This is a genomic window from Nocardiopsis lucentensis DSM 44048, from assembly GCF_000341125.1.
Lineage (GTDB): Bacteria > Actinomycetota > Actinomycetes > Streptosporangiales > Streptosporangiaceae > Nocardiopsis > Nocardiopsis lucentensis.
The window spans coordinates 1-23,541 of the sequence record NZ_ANBC01000226.1 but is presented as its reverse complement, the minus strand read 5'-3'; the positions used below and the strand labels follow the sequence as shown (position 1 = coordinate 23,541).

Below are 23,541 nucleotides of genomic sequence, written 5' to 3'. Positions count from 1 at the left end.
GTCAGCCGCTTCGCCCACGGCAGCAGCGACAACCCGCCGAACGAGAACCCGCTCTTCGCCGACGCCAAGGCCCGCACCGAGAAGCGCGCCGAGGGCGGCGCCGAGACCTGGACCGACCCGCGCCAGGACGGCGCCCTGCCCGACGCCTACATCGCGATGGGCCAGACCGCCGAGAACGTCGCCCAGATCACCGGCGTCTCCCGTGAGCGCCAGGACGAGTTCGCGGTCCGCTCCCAGAACCTCGCCGAGAAGTCCCTCGACAACGGCTTCTGGGAGCGCGAGATCACCCCGGTGACCCTCCCGGACGGCACCGTGGTCAGCACCGACGACGGCATCCGCCGCGGCACGACCTACGAGAAGGTCAGCCAGCTCAAGCCGGTGTTCCGCCCCGACGGCACCGTCACCGCGGGCAACGCCTGTCCCCTGAACGACGGCGCCTCGGCGCTGGTCATCATGAGCGACACCCGCGCCGCCCAGCTGGGCATCACCCCGCTGGCGCGCATCGTGTCCACCGGTGTGACCGGTCTGAGCCCGGAGATCATGGGCCTGGGCCCGGTGGAGGCCTCCAGGCAGGCGCTCGCCCGCGCCAACATGGCCATCGGCGACATCGACCTGGCCGAGATCAACGAGGCCTTCGCCGCGCAGGTCCTCCCCTCCGCCGACCAGCTGGGCATCGACATCGACTCCCAGCTCAACGTCAACGGCGGGGCCATCGCGGTCGGCCACCCGTTCGGCAGCACCGGCGCCCGGATCACCGGCACGCTGCTCAACGGCCTGCGGTTCCACGACAAGACGTTCGGTCTGGAGACCATGTGCGTCGGCGGCGGCCAGGGCATGGCGGCCGTCTTCGAGCGCCTGAGCTGATCCGCGCCACGTCGCGACGCACTCCGCCCGGACCGCCTGAGGGGGTCCGGGCGGAGCCGTCTCCGGCGGCGGACGGCGCGCCCGCAGACCAACGTTCTGCCTCTCACAAGGTAAAAGCTGGTGACCGGGGCTTGTCCAAAGCGTGATCCTGATGCAGTGTCGCAGGTAAGTGCCATACGCCAACGCGCCTCCGGAGGTGCCCATGTCACTAACCCACTCGCCGGAGATCCACGCCAAGCTCATCGAACGCGTGCCGGCCGTCACCGGCCGCGAGCTCCCCGAGTGGTTCGACGCCCTCGACAAGGGCCGGAGCCTGCTCCGCTGTTCGGACCGTTCGAACTGGCTCGCCGACGAGTACGACCTGCCCCACTGGTACGCGCAGGCGATCGTCACCGAGCACGAGCGCCGCCGCCGTAACCGTTCGATTCCCGCCCCGCGCCGCGACGGGACCTGACCCGTCGGGGGACGCGGCCCGGCCTGAGGGCACGGCTCCGTCCCGACGGCGAAGGGGCCACCTCCGGGCGGTAACCCGGAAGGCGGCCCCTCGCCACGTCCGATGCGACGCCGCTACTCGGCGAACATCGTCTTGAGGATCCAGAGCAGGCGCAGGATCTCGATGTAGAGCCAGACCAGGGAGACGGTCAGACCGAAGGCGAACTGCCAGGCGAACTTCGCCGGGATCCCCTCCTGGACGCCCTCCTCGATGCCGCGGAACTCGATCGCGAGCGTCAGCGCCGCGATGACCACGAACACCAGGCTGACCCCCAGCCCCAGCAGGGTGGGCTCGCGCAGGCCGAGACCGCCGGCGATGAAGAAGCTCAGCACGAAGTTGACCAGCATCAGGGCGGCGGCGCCGAGCACCGCGAAGCCGACGGCCTTGACGAAGCCGTCGGTCACCTTGATGACCCGGAACTTGTACAGCGCCAGCATCACGGCGAACACGGCGACGGTGCCGACCACGGCCTGGGAGACCAGGGAGGCACTGGCACCGGCGTCACCGGTGCTCACGGCCAGCTGCGCCCCGAGCAGGGCGGAGAAACCGCCGACGAGGAGGCCCTCCAGGGCCGCGTAGGTGAGGATGAGGCCGGGGTTGGTGCTCTGCTTGAAACCGATGACCAGGCCGAGGACAAGACCGCCCAGGGCCCCGACGATCGTCAGCAGCAGGGCCAGGCCCGGGCTGAAGCTGAAGAGGAAGTAGTTGACGACGCCGAGGAGGGCGACCACCCCGAGCGTCATGCCGGTGCGCACGACGACGTCGTCGATGGTCATCGGCTGGGCGTCGGCGCCCTGGACCGGAGCCGCGGGGTATCCGGGCTGCGGGTATCCGGGCTGTGCGTAGCCCTGCTGGGGGTATCCGGCCTGGGGGTACGGCTGCCCGTAGCCCGACTGACCATAACCCTGCTGGGGGTATCCCTGCTGCGGGTACGGCTGCCCGTAGCCCGGCTGGCCGTAGCCGCCGGCCCCGGACTGCTTGAGCGCCCGCTTGAGGACGGGGTTGGAACTCCGCAACCTCATGTCTCGTCATGGCCTTTCACGCGTCGTTTGCTGCCCACAAAGTAACGTATCGGGCCTCCGGCGGGTTCCCGTGGCAGGTCACCATTGCGACACGGGACGGGACCGGCGCCCCGAGGGGACACCGGCCCCGGACCACGCGTCCGGACGGTCAGTTCCGGGTGATCACCGACCGCGCCATGAACAGGACGTTGGCCGGACGCTCCGCCAGCCGGCGCATGTAGTAGCCGTACCACTCGTCGCCGTAGGGGACGTAGACGCGCACGCGTTTGCCCTCGGCGGCCAGCCGCACCTGCTCGGTGTCGCGGATGCCGTAGAGCATCTGGTACTCGTAGTCGTCCGAGGAGCGGCCGTTGGTCTTGGCCAACTCTCCGGCGATGGCGACCATCCGCGGATCGTGCGAGGCCACCATCGGGTAGCCGTCACCCTCCATGAGGATGCGCAGGCAGCGCACGTACGCCTTGTCCACCTCGGCCTTGTCGCGGTAGGCGACGGAGGCGGGCTCGTCGTAGGCGCCCTTGCACAGGCGCACACGCGAACCGGCGCCGCTGAGGTCGCGGCAGTCGGCCTCGGTGCGGTACAGGTAAGCCTGGAGGACCGCGCCCACGGACGGGAAGTCCTGCCGAAGCTCGCGCAGGATGCCCAGGGTGGAGTCGGTGGTGGTGTGGTCCTCCATGTCCAGGGTCACCGTGGTGCCGATCGCGGCGGCGGCCTCGGCGATCCGCCGGGCGTTGTCCAGGGCGATCTTCTCGCCGTCCCTGTTGAGGAACTGACCGACCGCCGACAGCTTGACCGACACCTCGGCGCGCCCGCCCAGACCGGCCTCGCCCAGGGCGGCCAGCAGGTCCTCGTAGGCGGTCACCGTGGCGGTGGCCTGAGCCAGGTCGGTGGTGTCCTCGCCCAGGTAGTCGAGCGTGACGTAACGGTCGCTGGTCAGGTCGGCGACCGCGGGCAGCGCCGAATCAAGGGTGGCGCCGGCGACGAACCGGGAAACCAGGCCCCGGGTGACGGGCGTGCGCTCGACGATCGTGCGGCAGGTCTTGGACCTGGCGGCGAGCAGCAGGGACTTACGAAGCATGGAGACCTCGAAGAAGACGTGCGCGAGCCGGTGGGCAGGCGCGGACTGCGGTGACTGCCGGAGATGACCGGCCGTACCGGTGAACTCCTCAGGGGGTGTGGCCCGTCCCGCGCCACCGGGTGGCGGCGCGGGACGGCGCCGGACCGTGCGGGATCGACCCGACTAGTCCATGTGCGGGTAGGAGGAGGTCGTCGGAGCGACGAAGGTCTCCTTGATGGCGCGCGGGCTGGCCCAACGGGACAGGTTCTGCGCCGAACCGGCCTTGTCGTTGGTGCCGGAGGCGCGGCCACCGCCGAACGGCTGCTGGCCCACGATGGAGCCGGTCGGCCGGTCGTTGATGTAGAAGTTGCCCGCGGTGAAGCGCAGGGCCTCGGTGGCCTTGGCGACCGCGGCGCGGTCCTTGGCCAGCACGGCGCCGGTCAGCGCGTAGGCGGAGCCCTGGTCGACGATCTCCAGGACCTCGTCGAACTTCTCGTCCTCGTAGACGTGGACGGCGACGATCGGGCCGAAGTACTCGGTACGGAACACGTCGTGGGAGGGGTCGGTGCCCTCGATGACGGTCGGGCTCACGAAGTAGCCCACGGAGTCGTCGGCCGTGCCGCCCGCGATGATCGACAGGGTCGGGTCGGCCTTGGCGTCCTCCAGGACCTTGGCGAGTTTGTCGAAGGCGCGGCGGTCGATGACGGCGCCGACGAAGTTCGACAGGTCGGTGACGTCACCCATCTTGATCGCCTCGACCTCGGCGACGAGGTCGTCACGGACCTGCTCCCAGACGGAGCGGGCGACGAAGGCGCGCGAGGCGGCCGAGCACTTCTGGCCCTGGTACTCGAAGGAGCCGCGGACGATCGCGGTACGCAGGACCTCCGGGTCGGCGGAGGAGTGCGCGACGATGAAGTCCTTGCCGCCGGTCTCACCGACGATGCGCGGGTAGCTCCGATAGTTGGAGATGTTCTCGCCGACGCTCTTCCACAGGTGCTGGAAGGTGCGGGTCGAGCCGGTGAAGTGCACACCGGCCAGGTCCGGGTCGTTCAGGGCGACGTCGGAGACGGCCAGACCGTCGCCGGTCACCATGTTGATGACGCCCGGGGGAAGGCCGGCCTCCTCCAGCAGGCGCATCGTGAACTCGGCGGCGAACTGCTGCGTCGGGGACGGCTTCCACACGACCACGTTGCCCATGAGGGCCGGGGCCGTGGGCAGGTTGCCCGCGATGGCGGTGAAGTTGAAGGGCGTGATCGCGTAGACGAAGCCCTCCAGCGGCCGCTGCTCCATGCGGTTCCACACGCCGGGCACGCTCAGCGGCTGCTGCTCGATGAGCTGCCGGGCGTAGGAGACGTTGAAGCGCCAGAAGTCGATGAGCTCACAGGCCGAGTCGATCTCCGCCTGCTGCACCGTCTTGGACTGGCCGAGCATGGTGGCGGCGTTGATCGTGGCGCGCCACGGGCCGGAGAGGAGCTCGGCGGCGCGCAGGATGATGGCGGCGCGGTCGTCGAAGGACATCGCGCGCCAGGCCGGGGCCGCGGCCTTGGCGGCGGCGATCGCGTCGCGGGCGTCGTCGTGGGTGGCGTTGCCCATGGTCCCCAGGACGGACGAGTGGCGGTGCGGCTGCACGGCGTCGATGCGCTCGCCTCCGCCCATGCGACGCTCGCCGGCGATGTACATCGGCAGGTCGATGCTCTCCCGGCCGAGTTCGTCGAGCTTGGCCACGAGCTCGGCGCGCTCCGCGCTGCCGGGCGCGTACGACAGAACGGGCTCGTTCTTCGGCAGCGGGACGTTGGTCACGGCGTCCATGGGCACCTCCCTGGAAAGTCTGTCCCTGTTCTACGCAGGGTTGATCTGATTCAACGCTCTCAGAACCGACGTGTGGGATCCTTGTGGGACAGGCCACTCTTTGCCATGCTTATTTGTCCAGTAGGACAAAATGGTACGTATATGAGCACAGACTCCCCACTTACCGGACCGATCCGCCCCGGAGACGACGAACCTCGCCTTCCCACCGCGCATCCCGGTGTCATGCCTGGTCACCTCGGTGCGCCCGTGAGCGAGGGGACGGGCATCCCGCTGCGGCGGCTGCTCCTCGTCGTCGGTGACCCGATCATGGACGTCGCGGCGGCTCCCGCCGGCCTGGATGTTCAGGTGGACAACGTCGTCATCCTCGACCCGGAGGACCGCGCGGAGGCTCGGTCAGGTGATCTCGTCCTCCTGATCGGAGCCCGGGGCGGGGCCGCCCGACGTCTCGTACGGACGCTCGCCNGCCACTCGGCGGAGGAGGTGCTGCCACCGCCCGCGGGTACGCGCGGGGGCCGGCCCTACCGGTCCGGGGGCAAGGACGAACTGGCCGCCTTGCGCGCGGAGGCCCAGGACGCCGGGATCGCTCTGCTCGCCGTGCGGCCCGAGGTGCGCTGGGACCAGTTGCAGTCGGTGTGCCAGAACATCGTGGACGACGCCCGGCCGAGCAACCCCGACGACCTGGGCGAGACCTCCGGCGACCTGTTCTCCATGGCCCAGACGATCGCGCGCCTGACCAACGGCCTGGTGGCCATCGAGGACTCGGCGAGCCGGGTGCTGGCCTACTCGTCCGGCTCCGAGGTGGACGAGCTGCGCCGTCTGTCGGTCCTGGGCCGTCGGGGCCCGGAACCGTACCTGGCGCTTCTGCGGGAGTGGGGGGTGTTCACCAAACTCCGGTCCGGCGAGGAGGTCGTGCGGATCGATGAGAACCCCGAACTGGGCATCCGGCGACGCCTGGCGGTCGGCATCCACGCCGGACGCCAGCCGCTGGGATCGATCTGGGTCCAAGAGGGGTCCGAGCCGCTGGCCGAGCACGCGGAGGAGGCGCTGCTGGGCGCCGCGCGTACGACCGCGTTGCAGATGATCCGGCAGCGCACCCAGGCCAGCGCGGGGCTGCGTCTGCGCGAGGATCTGCTGTCGAGCCTGCTGGAGGGGCGGATCGACGCCAGCGCGCTGGCCGACACGGTGGAGGTCCACACCGACCGGGGCGCGCTGGTCGTGGCTTTCTCCCTCACCCAGCAAGCGGTGTCGGCCGGGGACACCGAGGCCGAGGAGCACGCGGAGCGGCCCGAGCCGCCCGACCGGCCCGAACGCGAACTGCGCCGCCGCCAGCTCATCGACCTGGTGTCGGTGCACACCGCCGCCTACCGGCGCAGTGCCCTGGTGACCGAACTGGGCGGCCGGGTGTACGTGCTCCTGCCCGACCTCGTGCGCGGCCGTGAGGGGTGGCGTGGCGTGGAGCAGTCCGTGCTCGCGCTGACCCGGAAGACGGTCGCGGCCGCCCGGGCCGCCCTGGACCTGGAGGTTCAGGCGGCCGTGGGGTCGTTGGTGGAGAGACTGGGAGAGGTCCCCGACTCCCGGGCGGAGGCCGACCGGGTGCTGGACGCGATGGGCCGTGACCTGGACCGGGGCCTGGACTGGGAGGTGGCGACCATCTCCGACGTGCGTTCGCGGGTGCTGATCAGCGAGACCCTCGCCCATCTGCGGGAGGATCCGTCGTTGCGTGACCCGCGGGTGAGTCGTCTGATCGAGTACGACCGGTCGGGCGGCGCCGATCTGGTGAACTCACTCCTCGCCTACCTGGAGGCCTTCGGTGACGCGCGATCGGCCGCCGAGCGGCTGCACATCCACCCGAACACGCTGCGGTACCGGGTGCGGCGGGCCGCGGCGGTGAGCGGTATCGACCTGGGTGACCCGGGCGAGCGTCTGTTCACCCAACTCCAATTGCTGATGGAGCACCACGGCCCGGCGCGCCCCTCATCATGAGGAGCCGAGCCGCCGGCGAGGAACGAGCGGCAGGCGCCGCCGAGGATGAAGGATCCCCGTTCCGCGCGCCCCGGGCCGAGCCTGCGAGGCGACGAGCGCGTAGAAAGCACGCGAGGGGCGTACCGGGTTCTGCAGGAGGAGCCGAGACGCCGGCGAGGAACGAGCCAGGCGAAGGCGACGACGAAGAATCCCGGTTCTGCACGCCCCGAGCCCCGACGCGAGGCAACGAGCGCGTAGAAAGCACAGTACCCCCGGTCGGACTCGAACCGACACTTGTGACCCTTTTAGGGGGCCTGCCTCTTCCATTGGGCTACGAGGGCGAGCCCATCATACCGGCCGGGGTGATTGCCCACTTTGGTTCAGCTTGGCCGGATGGGGACACGAAACGACCGGCTTCCCCGGGGAAGCCGGTCGTTTCGTGCGCATACGGGACGAACCGGTGTCAGCTGACGCGGCGCAGGCGACCGTCCTGGACGATCTGCGGCTCGCTGGCCTCCTCGAAGGCCTGGCGCGGCTCGACCATCTCCGGAAGCGCGGCGAAGTCGCGGCGCAGGAGGAAGGCGAGCGTCCAGTCGGCCAGCACCCGCATCTTGCGGTTGAAGGTCGGGACCGCGTACAGGTGATAGGCACGGTGCGCGTACCAGGCGAGGCGACCGTTGAGCTTGACCTTGCCGAAGAGCTGGGCGGCGCCCTTGTGCAGGCCGAGCCCGGCGACGGCGCCAAGGTTCTTGTGGCGGTAGGGCTTGAGCTTGCCGCCGCGCAGGGTGGCGATCACGTTGTCGGCGAGCACCGGGGCCTGGCGGACGGCGTTCTGGGCGTTGGGCGGGTAGTAACCGCCGTTGCCGTCGGGCACCTGGGCGTTGTCGCCGCCGGCGAAGGCGTTCTCCACACCGTTGACGGTGAGGTTCTCGCTGGTGTCGACGTGACCCTTGGGGCCGAGCGGCAGGTCGCTGGCGGCGACGACCGGGCTGGGCTTGACGCCGGCGGTCCACACGAGCGTGCCCGCGTCGAACTCGGTGCCGTCGCTGAGCTTGATGCGCTGGTCGACGGCCGACTCCAGGAAGGTCTCGAGCCGGACGTCGATGCCGCGCTGGCGCAGCTGGTTGAGCGCCTTGGTGCCGACCTCGGGGCCGACCTCGGGCAGGATCTTGTCGGCCGCCTCGATGAGGTAGAACCGGACGTCCTCGAGACCGATCGAGCTGTACATGCGAACCGCGTCGCGGACCAGGTCCTCCAGCTCGGCGATGGCCTCGGCACCGGCGAAGCCGCCGCCGACGAAGACGAAGCGCAGCGCCTTGGCGCGGATCTCCTCGTCGTCGGTGGAGTCAGCGATGGCGAGCTGGTTGAGGACGTGGTTGCGGAGGTAGGCGGCCTCCTCCACGGTCTTGATGCCGATGCCCCACTCGGCCAGGCCCGGGATGGGCAGGGTGCGCGAGACCGCGCCCGCGGCCAGCACGATGTGGTCGTAGCGGATGGTCTCGGGCTCGCCGACGTTGGGTTCGTAGCGGACGGTGCGCTCGGCGTGGTCGATGCGCACGACGCGCCCGCCCAGGACACGGACCCGGTCGAAGACCTTGCGCAGGGGAACCACGACGTGGCGCGGGGAGATGTTCCCGGCCGCGGTCTCGGGCAGGAACGGCTGGTAGGTCATGTAGGAGTTCGGGTCGATGACGGTGATACGGGCCTCACCGGAACCCAGCTTCTTCTCCAGCCGCCTCGCGGTGTACATCCCGAGGTAACCGCCGCCGACGATGAGGACGTGCGGGATCTCCGCCTCGTCTCCTCCGCCGTGCACCAGTCGGTAGTTCCTGCTCTCGGTCATCGCATATCCGCCCTAACGGTGTCCTGTGGCGCCCTTGCCCAGGGTCGCGAAGAGTGTTCGTCCTTCGGTCGCCCCGGCCGTAACACCCGGTCGGATCCCTGGTGGGAGCCTTGGGGTGTTACGACCCTGTTGCTTGTGCATTCTTTCACAAGCACCTGCCGACAGAGAAGGTTCACAGCCGTTCACCTTCCGACCACTTTACGACCCGCACTCATGGAGTTTGCGCAGGTCAGAGTGGTTGTGAATGCTTTCACAAGCTTTCTCCGGGTGACGCGTCTCACCCGGAGGAGCAGGTCAGGGGCCTTGCAGCCCCCGACCCACGTATGCCTGAAGTCCTACACGACCAGACTCCAGGCGACACCGTCGAGGATGTCGTGCTCACTCGCGGTGAAGTGGTCCGCGCCCGTGCGCGCCAGCACCCGGGACAGCACCAGGGCCCCCGCGCCGATCACGTCCACCCGGCCGGGGTGCATGACCCCGATCCGCGTCCGCTCATCGTGGGTGGAGGCAAGCAGTTCGGCGGTGATCCGGTCCAGCTCCGCGACGTCCACGCGGGTGTGGTGGATCCGCTCGGAGTCGTACTCGGGCAGGTCGAGGGCGATCCCCGCGACCGTGGTCGCCGTCCCCGCCACGCACACGACCGAACCCGCCTCACGCAGGGGGACGACCTTCTCCACCTCGTCGAGCGCGGCCTCGATGTCCGCGGTGGCCGCCGCGACCTGCTCGGCCGTGGGCGGGTCGTCGCGCAGGTGCCGCTCGGTCATGCGCACACAGCCGATGTCCACCGACAGCGACGCCCGGACGAGCTCACCGTCCGGACCGCCCTGGCCGCCGAGGACGAACTNCCCCCCCCGCCGATGTCGACCACCAGGAACGGCGGGGTGAACCCGTCGTCCTCCGCCTCGGCCTCGAACTCGGCGGTGGCACCCACGAAGGACAGCTCCGCCTCGTCCAGCCCGGTGACGACCTCGGGTTCGACCCCGATGATCTCCCGAACGCCGTCCACGAACACCTGGCGGTTGCTGGCGTCACGCGTGGCGCTGGTGGCCACCATGCGCACGGCGTCCGGTCCGAGTTCGATCCCGTGCGCCCGGATCGCCTCGGCGTACCCGCGCAGCGCATCGAACGTGCGCTCCAGGGCCCGGGGCGCGAACGCCCCCGTCTCGTCGACGCCCTCGCCCAGGCGGACGATCTCCATCCGCCGGTCGACGTCGATCACCTCGACCTCGTCGCCGTCCACGTGCACGACCTCGGCGACCAGCAGTCGAATCGAGTTGGTTCCGCAGTCGATGGCCGCGACACCGCTCATGAAACGTCCTCTCCCTCGGGCGCGTCCTCATCGACACACACGCATGGTCCCCGGTCCCACCAGTCCGGGAGTTCCTCCAGGGCTTCGGCGCCGAACGGGTTGGTCCCCGGCGCCGCCAGCTCGTGGGCGACCAGGGCGTGCAGGCACTTGACCCGGGTCGGCATGCCACCGGTGCTCTGCATGCCCTCGGGCAGCGGCTCGACACCGTCGGCCCGCGCCTGTTCGGCCCGCTCGGCCAGGTAGGACTCGTGCGCCCTGGTGTAGGCGGCCTGGAGCTCGGGGTCCTCAGCCAACCGCTCCTGCATGGCGCGCATCCGGCCGTCGTTCTCCAGCCGGCCGATGGCGGAGGCCGCTCGTGGGCAGGTCAGGTAGTACAACGTCGGGAACGGCTCGCCGCTCTCCAGCCGCGGCGCGGTGCGGACCACGTCGGGCAGGCCGCACGGGCACCGGTGGGCGACCGCGCGCACCCCGCGCGGCGTACGGCCCAGCTGACGTTCGATGGCGGCGACGTCGCGTGCGGAGACCTGGCCCTGCGGCCGGTCGGCGCCCTCGCGCGCGGCGTCCTCGTGGTGCCCGGGGGCGGGCTGATCTGCGGAAGTCATGACGGGTTCAGCATAGGCCCGCCCGTCACCCTCCACCGCCCTCAACGGACGGCCTCCGGCCGACCACACCACCCACTTCGTCACCCTCCACCGCCCTCAACGAACGGCCTCCGGCCGACCACACCACCCACTTCGTCACCCTCCACCGCCCTCAACGAACGGCCTCCGGCCGACCACACCACCCACTTCGTCACCCTCCACCGCCCTCAACGAACGGCCTCCGGCCGACCACACCACCCACTTCGTCACCCTCCACCGCCCTCAACGAACGGCCTCCGGCCGACCACACCACCCACTTCGTCACCCTCCACCGCCCTCAACGAACGGCCTCCGGCCGACCACACCACCCACTTCGTCACCCTCCACCGCCCTCAACGAACGGCCTCCGGCCGACCACACCACCCACTTCGTCACCCTCCACCGCCCTCAACGAACGGCCTCCGGCCGACCACACCACCCACTTCGTCACCCTCCACCGCCCTCAACGAACGGCCTCCGGCCGACCACACCACCCACTTCGTCACCCTCCACCGCCCTCAACGAACGGCCTCCGGCCGACCACACCACCCACTTCGTCACCCTCCACCGCCCTCAACGAACGGCCTCCGGCCGACCACACCACCCACTTCGTCACCCTCCACCGCCCTCAACGAACGGCCTCCGGCCGACCACACCACCCACTTCGTCACCCTCCACCGCCCTCAACGAACGGCCTCCGGCCGACCACACCACCCACTTCGTCACCCTCCACCGCCCTCAACGAACGGCCTCCGGCCGACCACACCACCCACTTCGTCACCCTCCACCGCCCTCAACGAACGGCCTCCGGCCGACCACACCACCCACTTCGTCACCCTCCACCGCCCTCAACGAACGGCCTCCGGCCGACCACACCACCCACTTCGTCACCCTCCACCGCCCTCAACGAACGGCCTCCGGCCGACCACACCACCCACTTCGTCACCCTCCACCGCCCACGGGGCGCTCAGAGCCCCGCGTCGGGCTGGGGGCTGTCGGCCTCCACGACCGAGCGCCACAGGGTCTCGAACCACGGCTCCGAGGGCGGCGACTCGCGTCCGTCCTCGTCCTCGTCCTCGGGGCTGATGACGATGTAGGTGGTCTCATCGGGGTACTGGTAGTGCAGGCGGGTACGCGCCTCGCGCTCCACGTACTCGTCCCGGGTGAGCTGGTCCTCACGCTCCTGGAGATCCCGCACGCTCGCCTCCATGCGAGCCCGGTCCTCCTGGAGCTCGGCGATCTGCGAGCGTTGCAGGACGTACTCGCGCAACGGGTAGGCCAGGCTGAGCGCGATCACGCCCACGACCAGGGCCAGGATCGCCGCACGGCTGGTGAGCATGGGCCGCACCCGGCGGGTGCGGCCCCCACTCGTCGCCAGTGCCCCCGCGTCCCGCGCAGCCCTCTCGGTGGACCCGTCGGCTCTGGTGGCCTTCGTCGTCTTTGGGGGCTGCTGTTTGGATTCGCGGGACACTGGGGCAGACTAGCCGCGGTTGGCGAACCTCGGGAAGGCCGACACGCCCGCGTACACGGCGGCGTCGGCGAGCTCGTCCTCGATCCGCAGCAGCTGGTTGTACTTCGCGACACGCTCGCTGCGGGCCGGGGCACCGGTCTTGATCTGACCGGCGTTGGTGGCCACCGCGATGTCGGCGATGGTGGTGTCCTCGGTCTCACCGGAGCGGTGGCTGATCATCGCCGTGTAACCGCTGCGCTGGGCGAGGCTGACCGCGTCCAGGGTCTCGGTCAGGGTGCCGATCTGGTTGACCTTCACCAGCAGCGAGTTGGCGGTGTCGGCGTCGATGCCGCGCTTGAGCCGCTCGGGGTTGGTGACGAACAGGTCATCGCCGACCAGCTGCACCTTGTCGCCCAGCTCGGAGGTGAGGCGCTTCCAGCCCTCCCAGTCCTCCTCGTCGAGCGGGTCCTCGATCGAGACGAGCGGGTAGTCGGCGACCAGCTCGCCGTAGTAGGCGGCCATCTCCTCGGACGAGCGCGGCTTGCCCTCGAAGGTGTACACGCCGTCGGAGTACAGCTCGGTGGCGGCCACGTCCAGGGCGAGCGCGATGTCCTCGCCGGGGGTGTAACCGGCCTTCTTGATCGCCTCGACGATGAGGTCGAGGGCGGCGCGGTTGCTCTCCAGGTTCGGGGCGAAGCCGCCCTCGTCACCCACGCCGGTGCCCAGGCCGTGGGCCTTGAGGACCGACTTGAGGGAGTGGTAGATCTCCGCGCCCCAGCGCACGGCCTCGGAGAAGGTGGCCGCGCCGATCGGCGCGATCATGAACTCCTGGATGTCGACGTTGCTGTCGGCGTGCGCGCCACCGTTGAGGATGTTCATCATCGGCACGGGCAGGACGTGCGCGTTCGGCCCGCCGATGTAGCGGAACAGCGGCAGCCCGGCCTCGTCGGCGGCGGCCCTGGCCACGGCCAGCGAGACGCCGAGGATGGCGTTGGCGCCGATCCGCGACTTGTCGGGCGTGCCGTCCAGGTCGATGAGCGCGCGGTCGATGAGGCGCTGCTCGTCGGCGTCGATGTTCTCCAGCGCACCCGCGATCTCGTCGTTGACGGCGGTGACGGCCTTGGTCACGCCCTTGCCGCCGTAGCGCTCGCCACCGTCACGCAGTTCGACGGCCTCGAACTGCCCGGTGGAGGCACCGCTGGGGACACCCGCGCGCGCGAAGGTGCCGTCGTCGAGCAGGACCTCGACCTCGACTGTCGGGTTGCCCCGGGAATCGAGGATCTCCCGCGCCTGTACTGACTCGATGGACGCCACGGTCACTCTCCGTATCTTGGTTGGTCGGACCACTGGTTCTGGACCCGACACGAGGGTAGCGACCCCGCCCCCGGCGCCGCGCGCCCACCCGGCCGGATTGGTCTACTCCACATCCTCGGTGGGCGCCGCCCCCGCCTCCAGTGCCGCCAGCGCGCACGTGACGGCGTGGTCCCCCCGGGAGCGCGCGTCCATGTCGGAGCGGAGGACGGCGCGCGGCCTCACCGCCCTGTGCCACTCACCGCGCGAGGAGCTCGCACAGGCGCTGTTCGGCCTGTCCTCGGACGAGGACACGGGCATCGACCGCGCGACCCCCGAGAAACAACGGCGCATGCCGCGCGAGCACTCCTCCGGCGCGGGCTGGGAGACCGGCCGGCCGCTCGACGCGCCCGCCTCCGTCTGAGGTGCGCTGCGGCCCGCCACCGTTCCGGCACGCCTTACGCCCATCCGACAACGCGTGTGCCTATAGTGCGAGAACACGACGAACCTCCCCTCTTCCGGCCGGGCGCGGGCGCTCCGACGGGCGCCCCGCCCCTCACGTGGACGGCGGGACGGCACGACGACATGGGCAACCCCGAGGCAGAGACGAACGGCTCCGACCTGGCGTTCGCGCCCGTCCGCCAGAGATCGGCGGAGCTGCGCCTGCTCGTCCCCGCGCTGGTGGCCGGCGCGTCCGGGCTGGTCGCCGCCTCACTCGCGCTCACCGGGGAGGTCGACCCGTCCGTCACCCTCGCCATCGTCGTGGTCAGCGCGTGCGCGGTCGCCCTGCACGTCCTCATGCGGTTCCTCGCCCCCTACGCCGACCCCGTGCTCCTGCCGGTGGCCACGGTCCTCAACGCACTCGGCCTCACCATGATCTGGGCGCTCCAGATGGCCAAGGCCGAACCGGGGCACGGCGACGCCGACCGGCAGCTGTTGTGGACCGTGGCGGGAACGGTGCTGTGCGGAGCCACGATCGTCCTGGTGCGCCGACCGCGCCGCCTCACCATGTACACCTACGTCATCGCCGTGGCGGCCCTGCTGCTGCTCCTGCTGCCGCTCTCACCCCTGGGGATCGAGGTGCTGGGGGCGCGCCGGTGGATCGGGATCGGACCGTTCACCATGCAGCCCTCGGAGTTCGCCAAGGTCCTGCTCGTCATCTTCCTCGCCTCCTACCTGGGGCGACAGCGCACCGTGATGTCCCTGGTGACCCACACGGTCAAGGTCGGCCGGGTCAAGGTGTTCAGCGTCCCGCGCGCCCGGGACCTGGCCCCCATGGCGGTGGGCTGGGGAATGGCGATCCTGCTCCTGGTCGGCACCCGGGACCTGGGCACGTCGCTGCTGCTCTTCGGCACCTTCCTCGCCGTGCTGTACGCCGCGACCGGCCGCAAGTCATGGGTGGCCATCGGACTCATCGCCTTCTCCGCCGGGGCCTACGTCGCCTACCTGCTGTTCGGGCACGTACGCAACCGCGTGGAGATCTGGCTCAACGCCTTCGACCCCGAGGTCTACGGACGTCCGGGGGGCAGCTTCCAGGTGGTCGAGGGCATGTTCGCGCTGGCCAACGGCGGCGTGCTCGGCACGGGCTTCCACGAGGGCTTCGCCCAGGAGGTCTTCGCCGCCGACAGCGACCTCGTCCTGGTGTCGGTCGGCGAGAAACTGGGGCTGACCGGACTCATGGCCGTTCTGGTCCTGCTGTTCCTGCTCGCCGAACGCGGCTTCCGGATCGCGCTGGCCTGCCGCGACGTGTTCCTCAAGCTCACCGCGCTGGGCTACGCCTTCCTCCTCGCCTTCAACGTGTTCATCGTCCTGGGCGGCGCCACCCTGGTCATCCCGCTCACCGGGATGACCACGCCGTTCCTGTCGGCGGGCGGATCGGCGCTGATGGCCAACTGGGTGATCATCGGACTGTGGCTGGTGATCAGTGAACACGCCCGGCGCCCTCAGGCGACCTTCAGTGAGGGCCTCGCCCCGGGTGACGCCTCGACCGAGATCATCGACGTGCGCCGGGTGCCGCGCCGCCCGCGCCGGGACGAGGGGTGAGCCGCCGCCCCGCGGGGGACGGCGGCCCGCCCGGATCAGGTGAGGAACGTGATGCACAGCGAGGCGACGACGAAACCGAAGAACATCACCACCGCCGAATAGCCCAGGACGCTGCCCGCCCGCAGTCTGGTCAGCGCGAGCAAGGGCAGCGCCCAGAACGGTTGGATGCCGTTGGTGAGCTGGTCGCCCATCGCCACCGCCATGACGCCGACCCCCGGGTCGATGCCCAGGGACTCCGTGGCCCCGATGACCACGGGCCCCTGCACCGCCCACTGGCCCCCGCCGGAGGGCACCGCGAAGTTGACCAGGGCGGCGCTGGTCATGGCCCAGAACGGGTAGCTGAACGGCGTCGCGAAGGAGACGAAGGCCTCGGTGACGACCGCCAGCAGCCCGGAGCTCGCCATCATGCCCATGATCCCCGCGTAGAAGGGGAACTGGATGATCACGGCGGAGGCGTTGCGCGCCCCCTCCGCCGCGGCCGCGGAATAGCCCGCCAAGGTGCCGTGCAGCCCCAGTCCCGCGATGAGGAAGGTGAAGTTGAGCAGGTTGATGTCCATGCCCACGACACCACCCCTGACGAGCGCGGGCACCAGGTACACCAGCCCCACGGCCACCACCAGGTAGACCAGCAGGCGGCTGTGCATCAGGCGCTGCGCGGGGGACAGCTCCCGGACCGCGGTCGCGGTGGCCGCCCCGCCCGTGCCGCCCCCGGCCGCGCCACCGGCATCGGAGGCGCCGCCGTCAGCGTCGGCGTCGGCCTCGATCTCCTCGCTGTCCCGCGACCTCGGGTGCATGCTCATCAAGAGCAGCGGCGCCCCGATCAGCATGGCCGCGAGGAAGACCAGGTTGAACGGTTGGAGGATGGTCTCGGTGAGCGGAATCAGCCCGACCCGCTCCTCCAGGAAGTGCCCCGGGGTGTTGACCAGCAGCGGCGCCGACCCGGACAGACCGCTGTGCCAGACCATGAGGCCGACGTAGCCGCCCGCCGCCACGAGCGGGAAGTGCACCCGAACGCCGCGCTCCCGGCAGGAGCGCGCGACCTCCACGGCCAGCAGGGCCCCCGCGATCAGGCCCAGCCCCCAGTGCAGCGTGCCCAGCAGGGCGGCGCCCAGCGCGGTGACCGCGACCGCGGAGAGCGGGCCGCGCGTGCGGCCCGCCACCCAGCGGATCGCCCGTCCCGCCGGCGGCGAGGAGGCGAGCGCGTACCCGGTGACCAGCACCAGAGTCATCTGCATGCCGAACTGGAGGAGATTCCAGAACCCGCCGTACCAGTCACCGACCAGTTCGAGCGGGGTGCGGTCGGTCAGGCCCAGGGCCAGGGCGAAGACGAGGACGGACAGGAAGACCGCGAACACGAAGGCGTCCGGCACCCAGCGGGTGCTGAACGCGGCGAGGACGTTTCCGAATCGACGCATGACGCTCCCATCGTCGGGCGTCCCCGGCCCGGGAGAACGGGGGAGTCCGGGCCCGGGGGTGCGCCCACACCGGAGCACTGTGTGCCATGCGTCACATACGGGTCAAGCCTTGTTCCACCCGCTTTCCGGCACCGGGATATGTCCGTCGGACACACCCCGCGCCCCTACCCCTCCTGGACATCACCGGCCCGGTGCCAGTACCGCCGCCACTCGGCCTCGGACAGCTCCCGGGGGTCACGGCCGTCCGCCCCGGCCAGCGCCTCGGCCGCGCGCACACGGGCGTCGAACCGCCGCGCCGCCGCCCGCAGGTCGCCCTCGGCGTCACGGCCCCGCTCACGCTCGGTCGCCACGGCCGCGAACAGCTCACCGCCCGCTCCGCCGTCGTCGACGACCAGATCGGCCGGGACGCCGTTGCGCACCGCCCGCCGCTGCAACTCCTCCGACAGCAGCACCGCGGGCTGGGCGAAGGGCACACCGTCCAGGACCGAGCCCTCGCCCTCGTGCCCCCTCGCCCTGGCCTTCTCCCTGCGCTCGGCGGCCTTGATCGCCTCCCAGTTGCTCTTGACCTCGTCGGCGCCGGACACCTCCACCCCGCCGAACACGTGCGGGTGGCGGCGGGTCATCTTGTCGATGATGGCGTCGGCGACGTCGTCCACGGTGAAACGCGCCGGATCCCCCTCGGGGCGCTCAGCGGCGATCGCCGCGTGGAAGACCACCTGGAGCAGGACGTCCCCGAGCTCCTCCGGCAGCAGGGACGGATCCCCCTCCTCGATGATCTCCAGGGTCTCGTAGGCCTCCTGGATCAGGTACTTGGCCAGCGACTCGTGCGTCTGGCCGCGGTCCCAGGGGCACTCCCTGCGCAGGGTGGCCATCACCTCGACCAGGCGCGGAAGCCGGTGCCCCGGCGCCGGCCCCGCGTCCCCGGAGCGCGCCTCCCCCGGGCCCCCGTGGTGTCCGCCGCCGTCGCGGGTCTCGTGCATCGCCGTCTCCTACCTGTCCTTGTCCGGCAGCCAGCCACCCTCGCGCAGCGCGGCCAGCACCCGCGCGGCCGACTCGTGCGGGTCCTCACCCACCGTGTGGATGACCATGTCGGCGTCGGTCGGTTCCTCGTAGGGATCCGAGACACCGGTGAACTCGGGGATCTCCCCCGCCCGCGCCTTGGCGTACAGGCCCTTGCGGTCCCGCTCCTCACACACCTCCAGCGGGGTGGCCACGTGGACGAGGAAGAAGTCGCCGTACTCCTCCACCATGGCCCGCACCTCGGCCCGGCTCCGCGCGTAGGGGGCGATCGGAGCGCACACGGCGACCCCGCCGTGCCGGGTGATCTCGGAGGCCACGTAGCCGATGCGGCGGACGTTCATCTCGCGGTCCTCACGCGAGAAGGTCAGGCCCTTGGACAACATGAGCCGGACCACGTCGCCGTCGAGCAACGTCACCGTACGACCCGCGCGGTTGATGCCCTCACGGACCCGCTGCGCGATCGTCGACTTGCCCGACCCGGACAGACCGGTGAACAGCAGGGTCAGCCCCCGCCGGGTCCGCGCCGGACGCAGCCGGGCCAGCTCCGCGCCCACCCGGGCCGGGGTGAACCAGGCGGCGAGCTCACGGCCGTGCGCCAGCTCGGCCGCGACCTCGGCGTCGTCGGGTTCGGCGCGGCGCGCCTCCTCGGGCACCTCCTGCGAGGGCCGCCACATCGCGCTGGCCGTGTCATAGCTCCACGGTTCCGGGGCAACCAGGGCGACCGGCGGCTCCAGTGCCTTGGCGCCCTCGACGTCGGCGCCCGCCGGCCCCGCCTCCACCATCATGTGCGTGGCTCCGTAAGCGGCGGCCACGTGCCCGGCCATGGCCACGTCCCGGGCTCCCCACCGCCCGCCGAGGGGCCCCTCGGAACGCGCCGCCGAACGCGGCAGCGTGCACACGACGAACCGTGTGTGCGCGGACAGCAGCGGCTCGGCCGCGAGCACGGCCGGGGCCAGCCCCTCGTCCTCCAGCGGGGCGTCGACCATCACCAGCACGTCGGCGTGGCCCAGCGCCTTGGCCCGGTCACGGATCTGGTGGAGGGCGCGGTGGTGCAGCGGCCGGTCGGTGACCACGGCCAGGAGTGGGTGGTCGGGGCCGAGTTCGCGCTGACCGCGCACCTCCGCCGGGGGAACGCGCAGCTTGCGCAGCACACCTCCCATGGGCGGGTTGGCCAACGCCACGTCACCGGCCACGTGGCGGCGTTCGACCCGCCCCTCCCCGTGGTCGGGGGCCGACGACTCCCACCGCTCGGTCACCGTCAGCTCCGCCAGGGGGAAGCCCTCCGGGTCGGCCAGGACCAGCCGCTCCGCGTCGGCCAGGTGCTCGGGAACCGTCAGGGTGACCGGAACCGGCCAGGCTCCGCCGGGCAACCGGCCGTCACTGTCCACCGACGCGGCCTGCTCCCTGGTCATGAAGCCGGGCAGCGGACAGGCGCCGTTGAGGATCAGCTCCAGGTGCGCGAGCTCGTCCTGGTCCGGGGTCAACACCCGTGCCTCCGGCCGGCCGGATCCCCCGCCCGGGGTGCGTCCCCACCCGTTGCCACTCACCACACGCTCCCTCTCCTGTCCACGGTCCGCGTCGCGTCCAGCGTATGCCGGGCCCGGTCACAGCCTCGGCGTCGATCCGCCCAACCCGGAATAGGACCAGCTCATCGCGAGTTTGACTCCCTGTGTACCGCCTCGTCCGACCGGAGCGGCCCCGAGGGTGGGCGCGGGGGACCGCCGTCCACAGCCGACCGCGCGAAGCCGACGGAGTCGCTAGGCTGATGGGGACCGGGCTGCCGTCCACGACACGGCCGCCCTCCACCGTGCAGGCCGCGACCACCGCCTGATCCGGACCACTCCCATCTCTCGCTCCTGGTGCTATGAGCCTCATTGGACTTCTCGCCGACGTCTGCAAGGACCCGGCACTGCACAGCGCGATCGAGGCCGCCCGTGGCGGCCGCGATCCCCACACCGACCTCATCGCCCCGGCGGCGCTGCGCCCCTTCATGGTGGGCGCGCTGGCCGCCGACGCGCCCGTGGGCGCGGCCCGGCCGGTCCTGGCGATCACCGCCACCGAGCGGGAGGCCACCGACCTCACCGACGCCCTGGGCTCACTGCTGCCCGCCGACGCGGTCGCGCACTTCCCCGCCTGGGAGACCCTCCCCCACGAACGGCTGTCCCCGCGGTCGGACACCGTCGGCCAGCGCCTGGCCGTCCTGCGCCGCCTCGCCCACCCCGACCCCTCCGACCCCCTGACCGCCCCACTGCGGGTGGTCGTGGCTCCGGTGCGCAGCGTCCTCCAACCGCTCGTCGGCGGCCTGGGCGACCTGGAGCCGGTGCGCGTCCGACCGGGTGACGAGGTGCCCCTGGAGGAGGTGGTGGACAACCTCACCATGACCGGCTACGCCCGCGTCGACCTGGTCGAGAAGCGCGGCGACATGGCGGTGCGCGGCGGCATCCTGGACGTCTTCCCGCCCACCGAGGAACACCCGCTGCGGCTGGAGTTCTGGGGCGACACCGTCGAGGACATCCGCTACTTCCAGGTCGCCGACCAGCGCTCCATCCAACCGCGCGAGGGCACCGACGGGCCGGGCACCGACGCCGCGGCCGGCCTGTTCGCCCCGCCGTGCCGGGAACTGCTGCTCACCGACACCGTCCGCGAACGCGCCCGGGCCCTGGCCGCCGAGCACCCCTCCCTGGCCGAGATCCTCACCAAGATCGCCGACGGCGTCACCGTCGAGGGCATGGAGGCGTTCGCGCCCGTGCTCGCCGACCGCATGGAACCGTTCTTCCGCTACCTGCCCGAGGGCGCCCTCGTGGTCGGCTGCGACCCCGAACGCATCCGCACCCGCGCCCTGGAGCTGGAGGCGACCAGCGCCGAGTTCCTGGACGCCTCCTGGATCAACGCCGCCTCCGGCGGTGAGGCCCCCATCGACCTGGGCGAGTCGGCCTACATGTCCATCGCCGACCTACGCGCGAGCGCCAGCGAACTGGGGCTGCCCTGGTGGGGGCTGACCCCGTTCGGGGCCGACGGGGAGGGCGCCGCCGAGGAGGACCACGCCGTCGTCGTGGGCGCGGTCCCCGCCGAGTCCTACCGCGGCGACACCGAGCGCGCCCTGGCCGACGTCAAGGGCTGGCTGCACGACAACTGGAGCGTCGTCCTGGTCACCCAGGGCCACGGCCCCGCGGAGCGACTCGTGGCCATGCTGCGCGACGCCGGACTGGGCGCCACCCTGGCCTCCGACCTGGCCGAGGCCCCGGCCCCGGCCGTGGCCACCGTGACCACCGGCCTGGTCGACCACGGGTTCCTGCTCAGGTCGGTGCGCACCGTCGTCCTCACCGAGACCGACCTGGTCGGGCAGAAGTCCTCCACCCGCGACATGCGCAAGATGCCGAGCAGGCGGCGGGGCACGGTCGACCCGCTCCAGCTCAAGCCCGGCGACTACGTCGTGCACGAACAGCACGGTGTGGGCCGCTACCTGGAGATGGTCAGCCGCCAGATCCAGGGAGCCACCCGCGACTACCTGCTCATCGAGTACGCGCCCTCCAAACGCGGCCAACCGGGCGACCGCCTGTTCGTACCCACCGAGCAGCTGGGCGAGGTGACCCGGTACGTCGGCGGTGAGGCGCCGACACTGTCCAAGATGGGCGGCGCCGAGTGGAGCAAGGCCAAGAGCCGGGCCCGCAAGGTCGTCCGCGAGATCGCCGGGGACCTGATCCGCCTGTACTCCGCCCGCCAGGCCTCCCCCGGCCACGCGTTCGGGCCGGACACCCCCTGGCAACGGGAGCTGGAGGACGCCTTCCCCTACGTCGAGACGCCCGACCAGCTCGCCGCGATCGACGAGGTCAAGAAGGACATGTCGCGATCGGTCCCGATGGACCGGCTGATCTGCGGCGACGTCGGATACGGCAAGACCGAGGTCGCCGTGCGCGCCGCGTTCAAGGCGGTACAGGAGGGCAAACAGGTCGCCCTGCTCGTACCCACCACCCTGCTGGTCCAGCAGCACCTGTCCACCTTCACCGAGCGGTACGCCTCCTTCCCGGTCACGGTCAAGCCGATGTCGCGGTTCCAGACCGACGCCGAGGTGGAGCTGACCCGGGAGGGACTGCGCAACGGCGAGGTCGACGTCGTCATCGGCACACACCGGCTGCTGTCCGCCGAGACCCGGTTCAAGGACCTGGGCCTGGTCATCATCGACGAGGAACAGCGCTTCGGCGTGGAGCACAAGGAGTCGCTCAAGCGGCTGCGCACCCAGGTGGACGTGCTCGCCATGTCCGCCACACCCATTCCGCGCACCCTGGAGATGGGCCTGACCGGTATCCGGGAGATGACCACCATCCTCACCCCGCCGGAGGAGCGCCACCCCGTGCTCACCTTCGTCGGGCCCTATGAGGACAAGCAGATCACCGCCGCGATCCGCCGCGAGCTCATGCGCGAGGGACAGGTGTTCTTCGTGCACAACCGCGTCGCCTCGATCGACAAGGTGGCCGCGGCCATCCAGCGCCTGGTCCCCGAGGCCCGGGTGGCCTACGCGCACGGCCAGATGAACGAACAGCAGCTCGAGAAGGTGATGGTCGACTTCTGGGAGAAGAACTTCGACGTCCTGGTCTCCACGACCATCGTCGAGTCCGGCCTGGACGTACCCAACGCCAACACCCTCATCATCGACCGCGCCGACACCTACGGCCTGTCCCAGCTGCACCAGCTGCGCGGCCGGGTCGGTCGGGGCCGGGAACGCGCCTACGCCTACTTCCTGTACCCGCCGGAGCGACCGCTCACCGAGACCGCCTACGAACGCCTGGCCACGGTCGCCCAGCACACCGAGACCGGCGCGGGCATGTACGTGGCGATGAAGGACCTGGAGATCCGCGGCGCGGGCAACATCCTGGGCGCCGAACAGTCCGGGACCATCGCCGGAGTCGGCTTCGACCTGTACGTGCGCATGGTCGGTGAGGCGGTCGCCGAGCTCAAGGGCGACCAGGGCGCCGCCGAGGAGGTCGAGACCAGGGTCGAGCTGCCCATCAACGCGCACATCCCGCACGACTACGTGCCGGGCGAACGGCTGCGCCTGCAGTCCTACAAGCGCATCGCCAGCGTCACCAGCGAGGAGGACATCCTCGCCGCCTACGAGGAGCTCACCGACCGGTACGGCACCCCGCCCGAACCGGTGGACAACCTGATGGCGGTGGCGCGGTTCCGGGTGCTGGCCAAGTCGGCGGGCCTGTCCGACGTGGTCATGCAGGGCAACCAGATCCGGTTCGCCCCCGTGGAACTACGCGAGTCGCAGGAGCTGCGGCTGCGCCGGATGTACCCCAAGTCCGTGCGCAAGGAGGCGACCAAGACGCTACTCGTCCCGGTGCCC

The 23,541-nt window shown here is 71.0% G+C and carries 16 protein-coding genes, 1 tRNA gene and 1 pseudogene; 6 read left to right on the top strand and 12 right to left on the bottom strand.

What is annotated here, in order from left to right:
- Window positions 1-864 (top strand): acetyl-CoA C-acyltransferase (locus tag D471_RS0107580; RefSeq protein ID WP_017598057.1); only part of this gene is annotated, 864 nt, incomplete at its 5' end.
- Window positions 865-1,066: 202 nt separating this feature from the next.
- Window positions 1,067-1,318, top strand: coding sequence for a DUF4287 domain-containing protein (locus D471_RS0107575; RefSeq protein WP_017598056.1), 252 nt, complete (start codon window positions 1,067-1,069; stop codon window positions 1,316-1,318).
- Window positions 1,319-1,431: 113 nt separating this feature from the next.
- Here D471_RS0107575 and D471_RS0107570 read toward each other — a convergent pair whose 3' ends face one another.
- From D471_RS0107570 to pruA, 3 genes are all read right to left on the bottom strand, one after another.
- Complete coding sequence (locus D471_RS0107570) at window positions 1,432-2,379, bottom strand: Bax inhibitor-1/YccA family protein (protein ID WP_017598055.1); 948 nt, start codon at window positions 2,377-2,379, stop codon at window positions 1,432-1,434.
- A gap of 148 nt (window positions 2,380-2,527) precedes the next feature.
- Entirely contained in the window at window positions 2,528-3,454 is a 927-nt protein-coding gene (locus D471_RS0107565; RefSeq protein ID WP_017598054.1) for a proline dehydrogenase family protein, read from the bottom strand.
- 162 nt (window positions 3,455-3,616) lie between these two features.
- Window positions 3,617-5,242: an L-glutamate gamma-semialdehyde dehydrogenase gene (gene pruA, locus D471_RS0107560; protein ID WP_017598053.1), complete on the bottom strand. Its 1,626-nt coding sequence runs from the start codon at window positions 5,240-5,242 to the stop codon at window positions 3,617-3,619.
- 222 nt (window positions 5,243-5,464) lie between these two features.
- On the opposite strand from pruA, the gene D471_RS0107555 reads away from it, so the two are divergent.
- Window positions 5,465-7,225, top strand: a complete 1,761-nt coding sequence (locus D471_RS0107555) for a PucR family transcriptional regulator (RefSeq protein ID WP_017598052.1) — start codon at window positions 5,465-5,467, stop codon at window positions 7,223-7,225.
- A 246-nt stretch (window positions 7,226-7,471) separates the two neighbouring features.
- Here D471_RS0107555 and D471_RS0107550 read toward each other — a convergent pair.
- The 6 genes and pseudogenes from D471_RS0107550 to eno form a co-directional block, all read right to left on the bottom strand.
- Window positions 7,472-7,545, bottom strand: a tRNA-Leu gene (locus tag D471_RS0107550).
- Window positions 7,546-7,667: 122 nt separating this feature from the next.
- Window positions 7,668-9,047, bottom strand: coding sequence for an NAD(P)/FAD-dependent oxidoreductase (locus D471_RS0107545; protein WP_017598051.1), 1,380 nt, complete (start codon window positions 9,045-9,047; stop codon window positions 7,668-7,670).
- Window positions 9,048-9,382: 335 nt separating this feature from the next.
- Window positions 9,383-10,356: pseudogene (locus tag D471_RS33395) on the bottom strand (Ppx/GppA phosphatase family protein).
- On the bottom strand, window positions 10,353-10,958 hold the full coding sequence (locus D471_RS0107535; RefSeq protein ID WP_017598050.1) for a DUF501 domain-containing protein: 606 nt from the start codon (window positions 10,956-10,958) through the stop codon (window positions 10,353-10,355). The pseudogene D471_RS33395 and the gene D471_RS0107535 overlap by 4 nt, the downstream one beginning before the upstream one ends.
- Window positions 10,959-11,943: 985 nt before the next feature.
- On the bottom strand, window positions 11,944-12,315 hold the full coding sequence (locus tag D471_RS0107530) for an FtsB family cell division protein (protein WP_017598049.1): 372 nt from the start codon (window positions 12,313-12,315) through the stop codon (window positions 11,944-11,946).
- A 141-nt stretch (window positions 12,316-12,456) separates the two neighbouring features.
- On the bottom strand, window positions 12,457-13,740 hold the full coding sequence (gene eno, locus D471_RS0107525) for a phosphopyruvate hydratase (RefSeq protein ID WP_026127506.1): 1,284 nt from the start codon (window positions 13,738-13,740) through the stop codon (window positions 12,457-12,459).
- A 97-nt stretch (window positions 13,741-13,837) separates the two neighbouring features.
- Between eno and D471_RS0107515 the strand changes: the two genes are divergently transcribed.
- Window positions 13,838-14,140: a hypothetical protein gene (locus D471_RS0107515; protein ID WP_152486248.1), complete on the top strand. Its 303-nt coding sequence runs from the start codon at window positions 13,838-13,840 to the stop codon at window positions 14,138-14,140.
- Between the two features lie 161 nt (window positions 14,141-14,301).
- The gene (locus tag D471_RS0107510; protein ID WP_017598045.1) at window positions 14,302-15,759 is read left to right on the top strand and encodes an FtsW/RodA/SpoVE family cell cycle protein; all 1,458 of its coding nucleotides are present in this window, start codon (window positions 14,302-14,304) and stop codon (window positions 15,757-15,759) included.
- A 35-nt stretch (window positions 15,760-15,794) separates the two neighbouring features.
- On the opposite strand, the gene D471_RS0107505 is transcribed toward D471_RS0107510, so the two are convergent.
- From D471_RS0107505 to cysC, 3 genes are all read right to left on the bottom strand, one after another.
- Window positions 15,795-17,174: a short-chain fatty acid transporter gene (locus D471_RS0107505; protein ID WP_017598044.1), complete on the bottom strand. Its 1,380-nt coding sequence runs from the start codon at window positions 17,172-17,174 to the stop codon at window positions 15,795-15,797.
- Between the two features lie 164 nt (window positions 17,175-17,338).
- Window positions 17,339-18,154, bottom strand: a complete 816-nt coding sequence (locus D471_RS0107500) for a MazG nucleotide pyrophosphohydrolase domain-containing protein (protein WP_017598043.1) — start codon at window positions 18,152-18,154, stop codon at window positions 17,339-17,341.
- 9 nt (window positions 18,155-18,163) lie between these two features.
- On the bottom strand, window positions 18,164-19,744 hold the full coding sequence (cysC, locus tag D471_RS0107495; protein WP_017598042.1) for an adenylyl-sulfate kinase: 1,581 nt from the start codon (window positions 19,742-19,744) through the stop codon (window positions 18,164-18,166).
- 314 nt (window positions 19,745-20,058) lie between these two features.
- On the opposite strand from cysC, the gene mfd reads away from it, so the two are divergent.
- Window positions 20,059-23,541 (top strand): transcription-repair coupling factor (gene mfd, locus D471_RS0107490; RefSeq protein WP_017598041.1); only part of this gene is annotated, 3,483 nt, incomplete at its 3' end.

Excerpts from the sequence above, each read along its gene's own strand:
- D471_RS0107575 (WP_017598056.1), top strand. The coding sequence starts at position 1,067 with ATGTCACTAACCCACTCGCCGGAGATCCACGCCAAGCTCATCGAACGC.
- D471_RS0107570 (WP_017598055.1), bottom strand. The coding sequence starts at position 2,379 with ATGAGGTTGCGGAGTTCCAACCCCGTCCTCAAGCGGGCGCTCAAGCAG.
- D471_RS0107565 (WP_017598054.1), bottom strand. The coding sequence starts at position 3,454 with ATGCTTCGTAAGTCCCTGCTGCTCGCCGCCAGGTCCAAGACCTGCCGC.
- pruA (WP_017598053.1), bottom strand. The coding sequence starts at position 5,242 with ATGGACGCCGTGACCAACGTCCCGCTGCCGAAGAACGAGCCCGTTCTG.
- D471_RS0107545 (WP_017598051.1), bottom strand. The coding sequence starts at position 9,047 with ATGACCGAGAGCAGGAACTACCGACTGGTGCACGGCGGAGGAGACGAG.
- D471_RS0107535 (WP_017598050.1), bottom strand. The coding sequence starts at position 10,958 with ATGACTTCCGCAGATCAGCCCGCCCCCGGGCACCACGAGGACGCCGCG.
- D471_RS0107530 (WP_017598049.1), bottom strand. The coding sequence starts at position 12,315 with ATGCTCACCAGCCGTGCGGCGATCCTGGCCCTGGTCGTGGGCGTGATC.
- D471_RS0107510 (WP_017598045.1), top strand. The coding sequence starts at position 14,302 with ATGGGCAACCCCGAGGCAGAGACGAACGGCTCCGACCTGGCGTTCGCG.
- D471_RS0107505 (WP_017598044.1), bottom strand. The coding sequence starts at position 17,174 with ATGCGTCGATTCGGAAACGTCCTCGCCGCGTTCAGCACCCGCTGGGTG.
- D471_RS0107500 (WP_017598043.1), bottom strand. The coding sequence starts at position 18,154 with ATGCACGAGACCCGCGACGGCGGCGGACACCACGGGGGCCCGGGGGAG.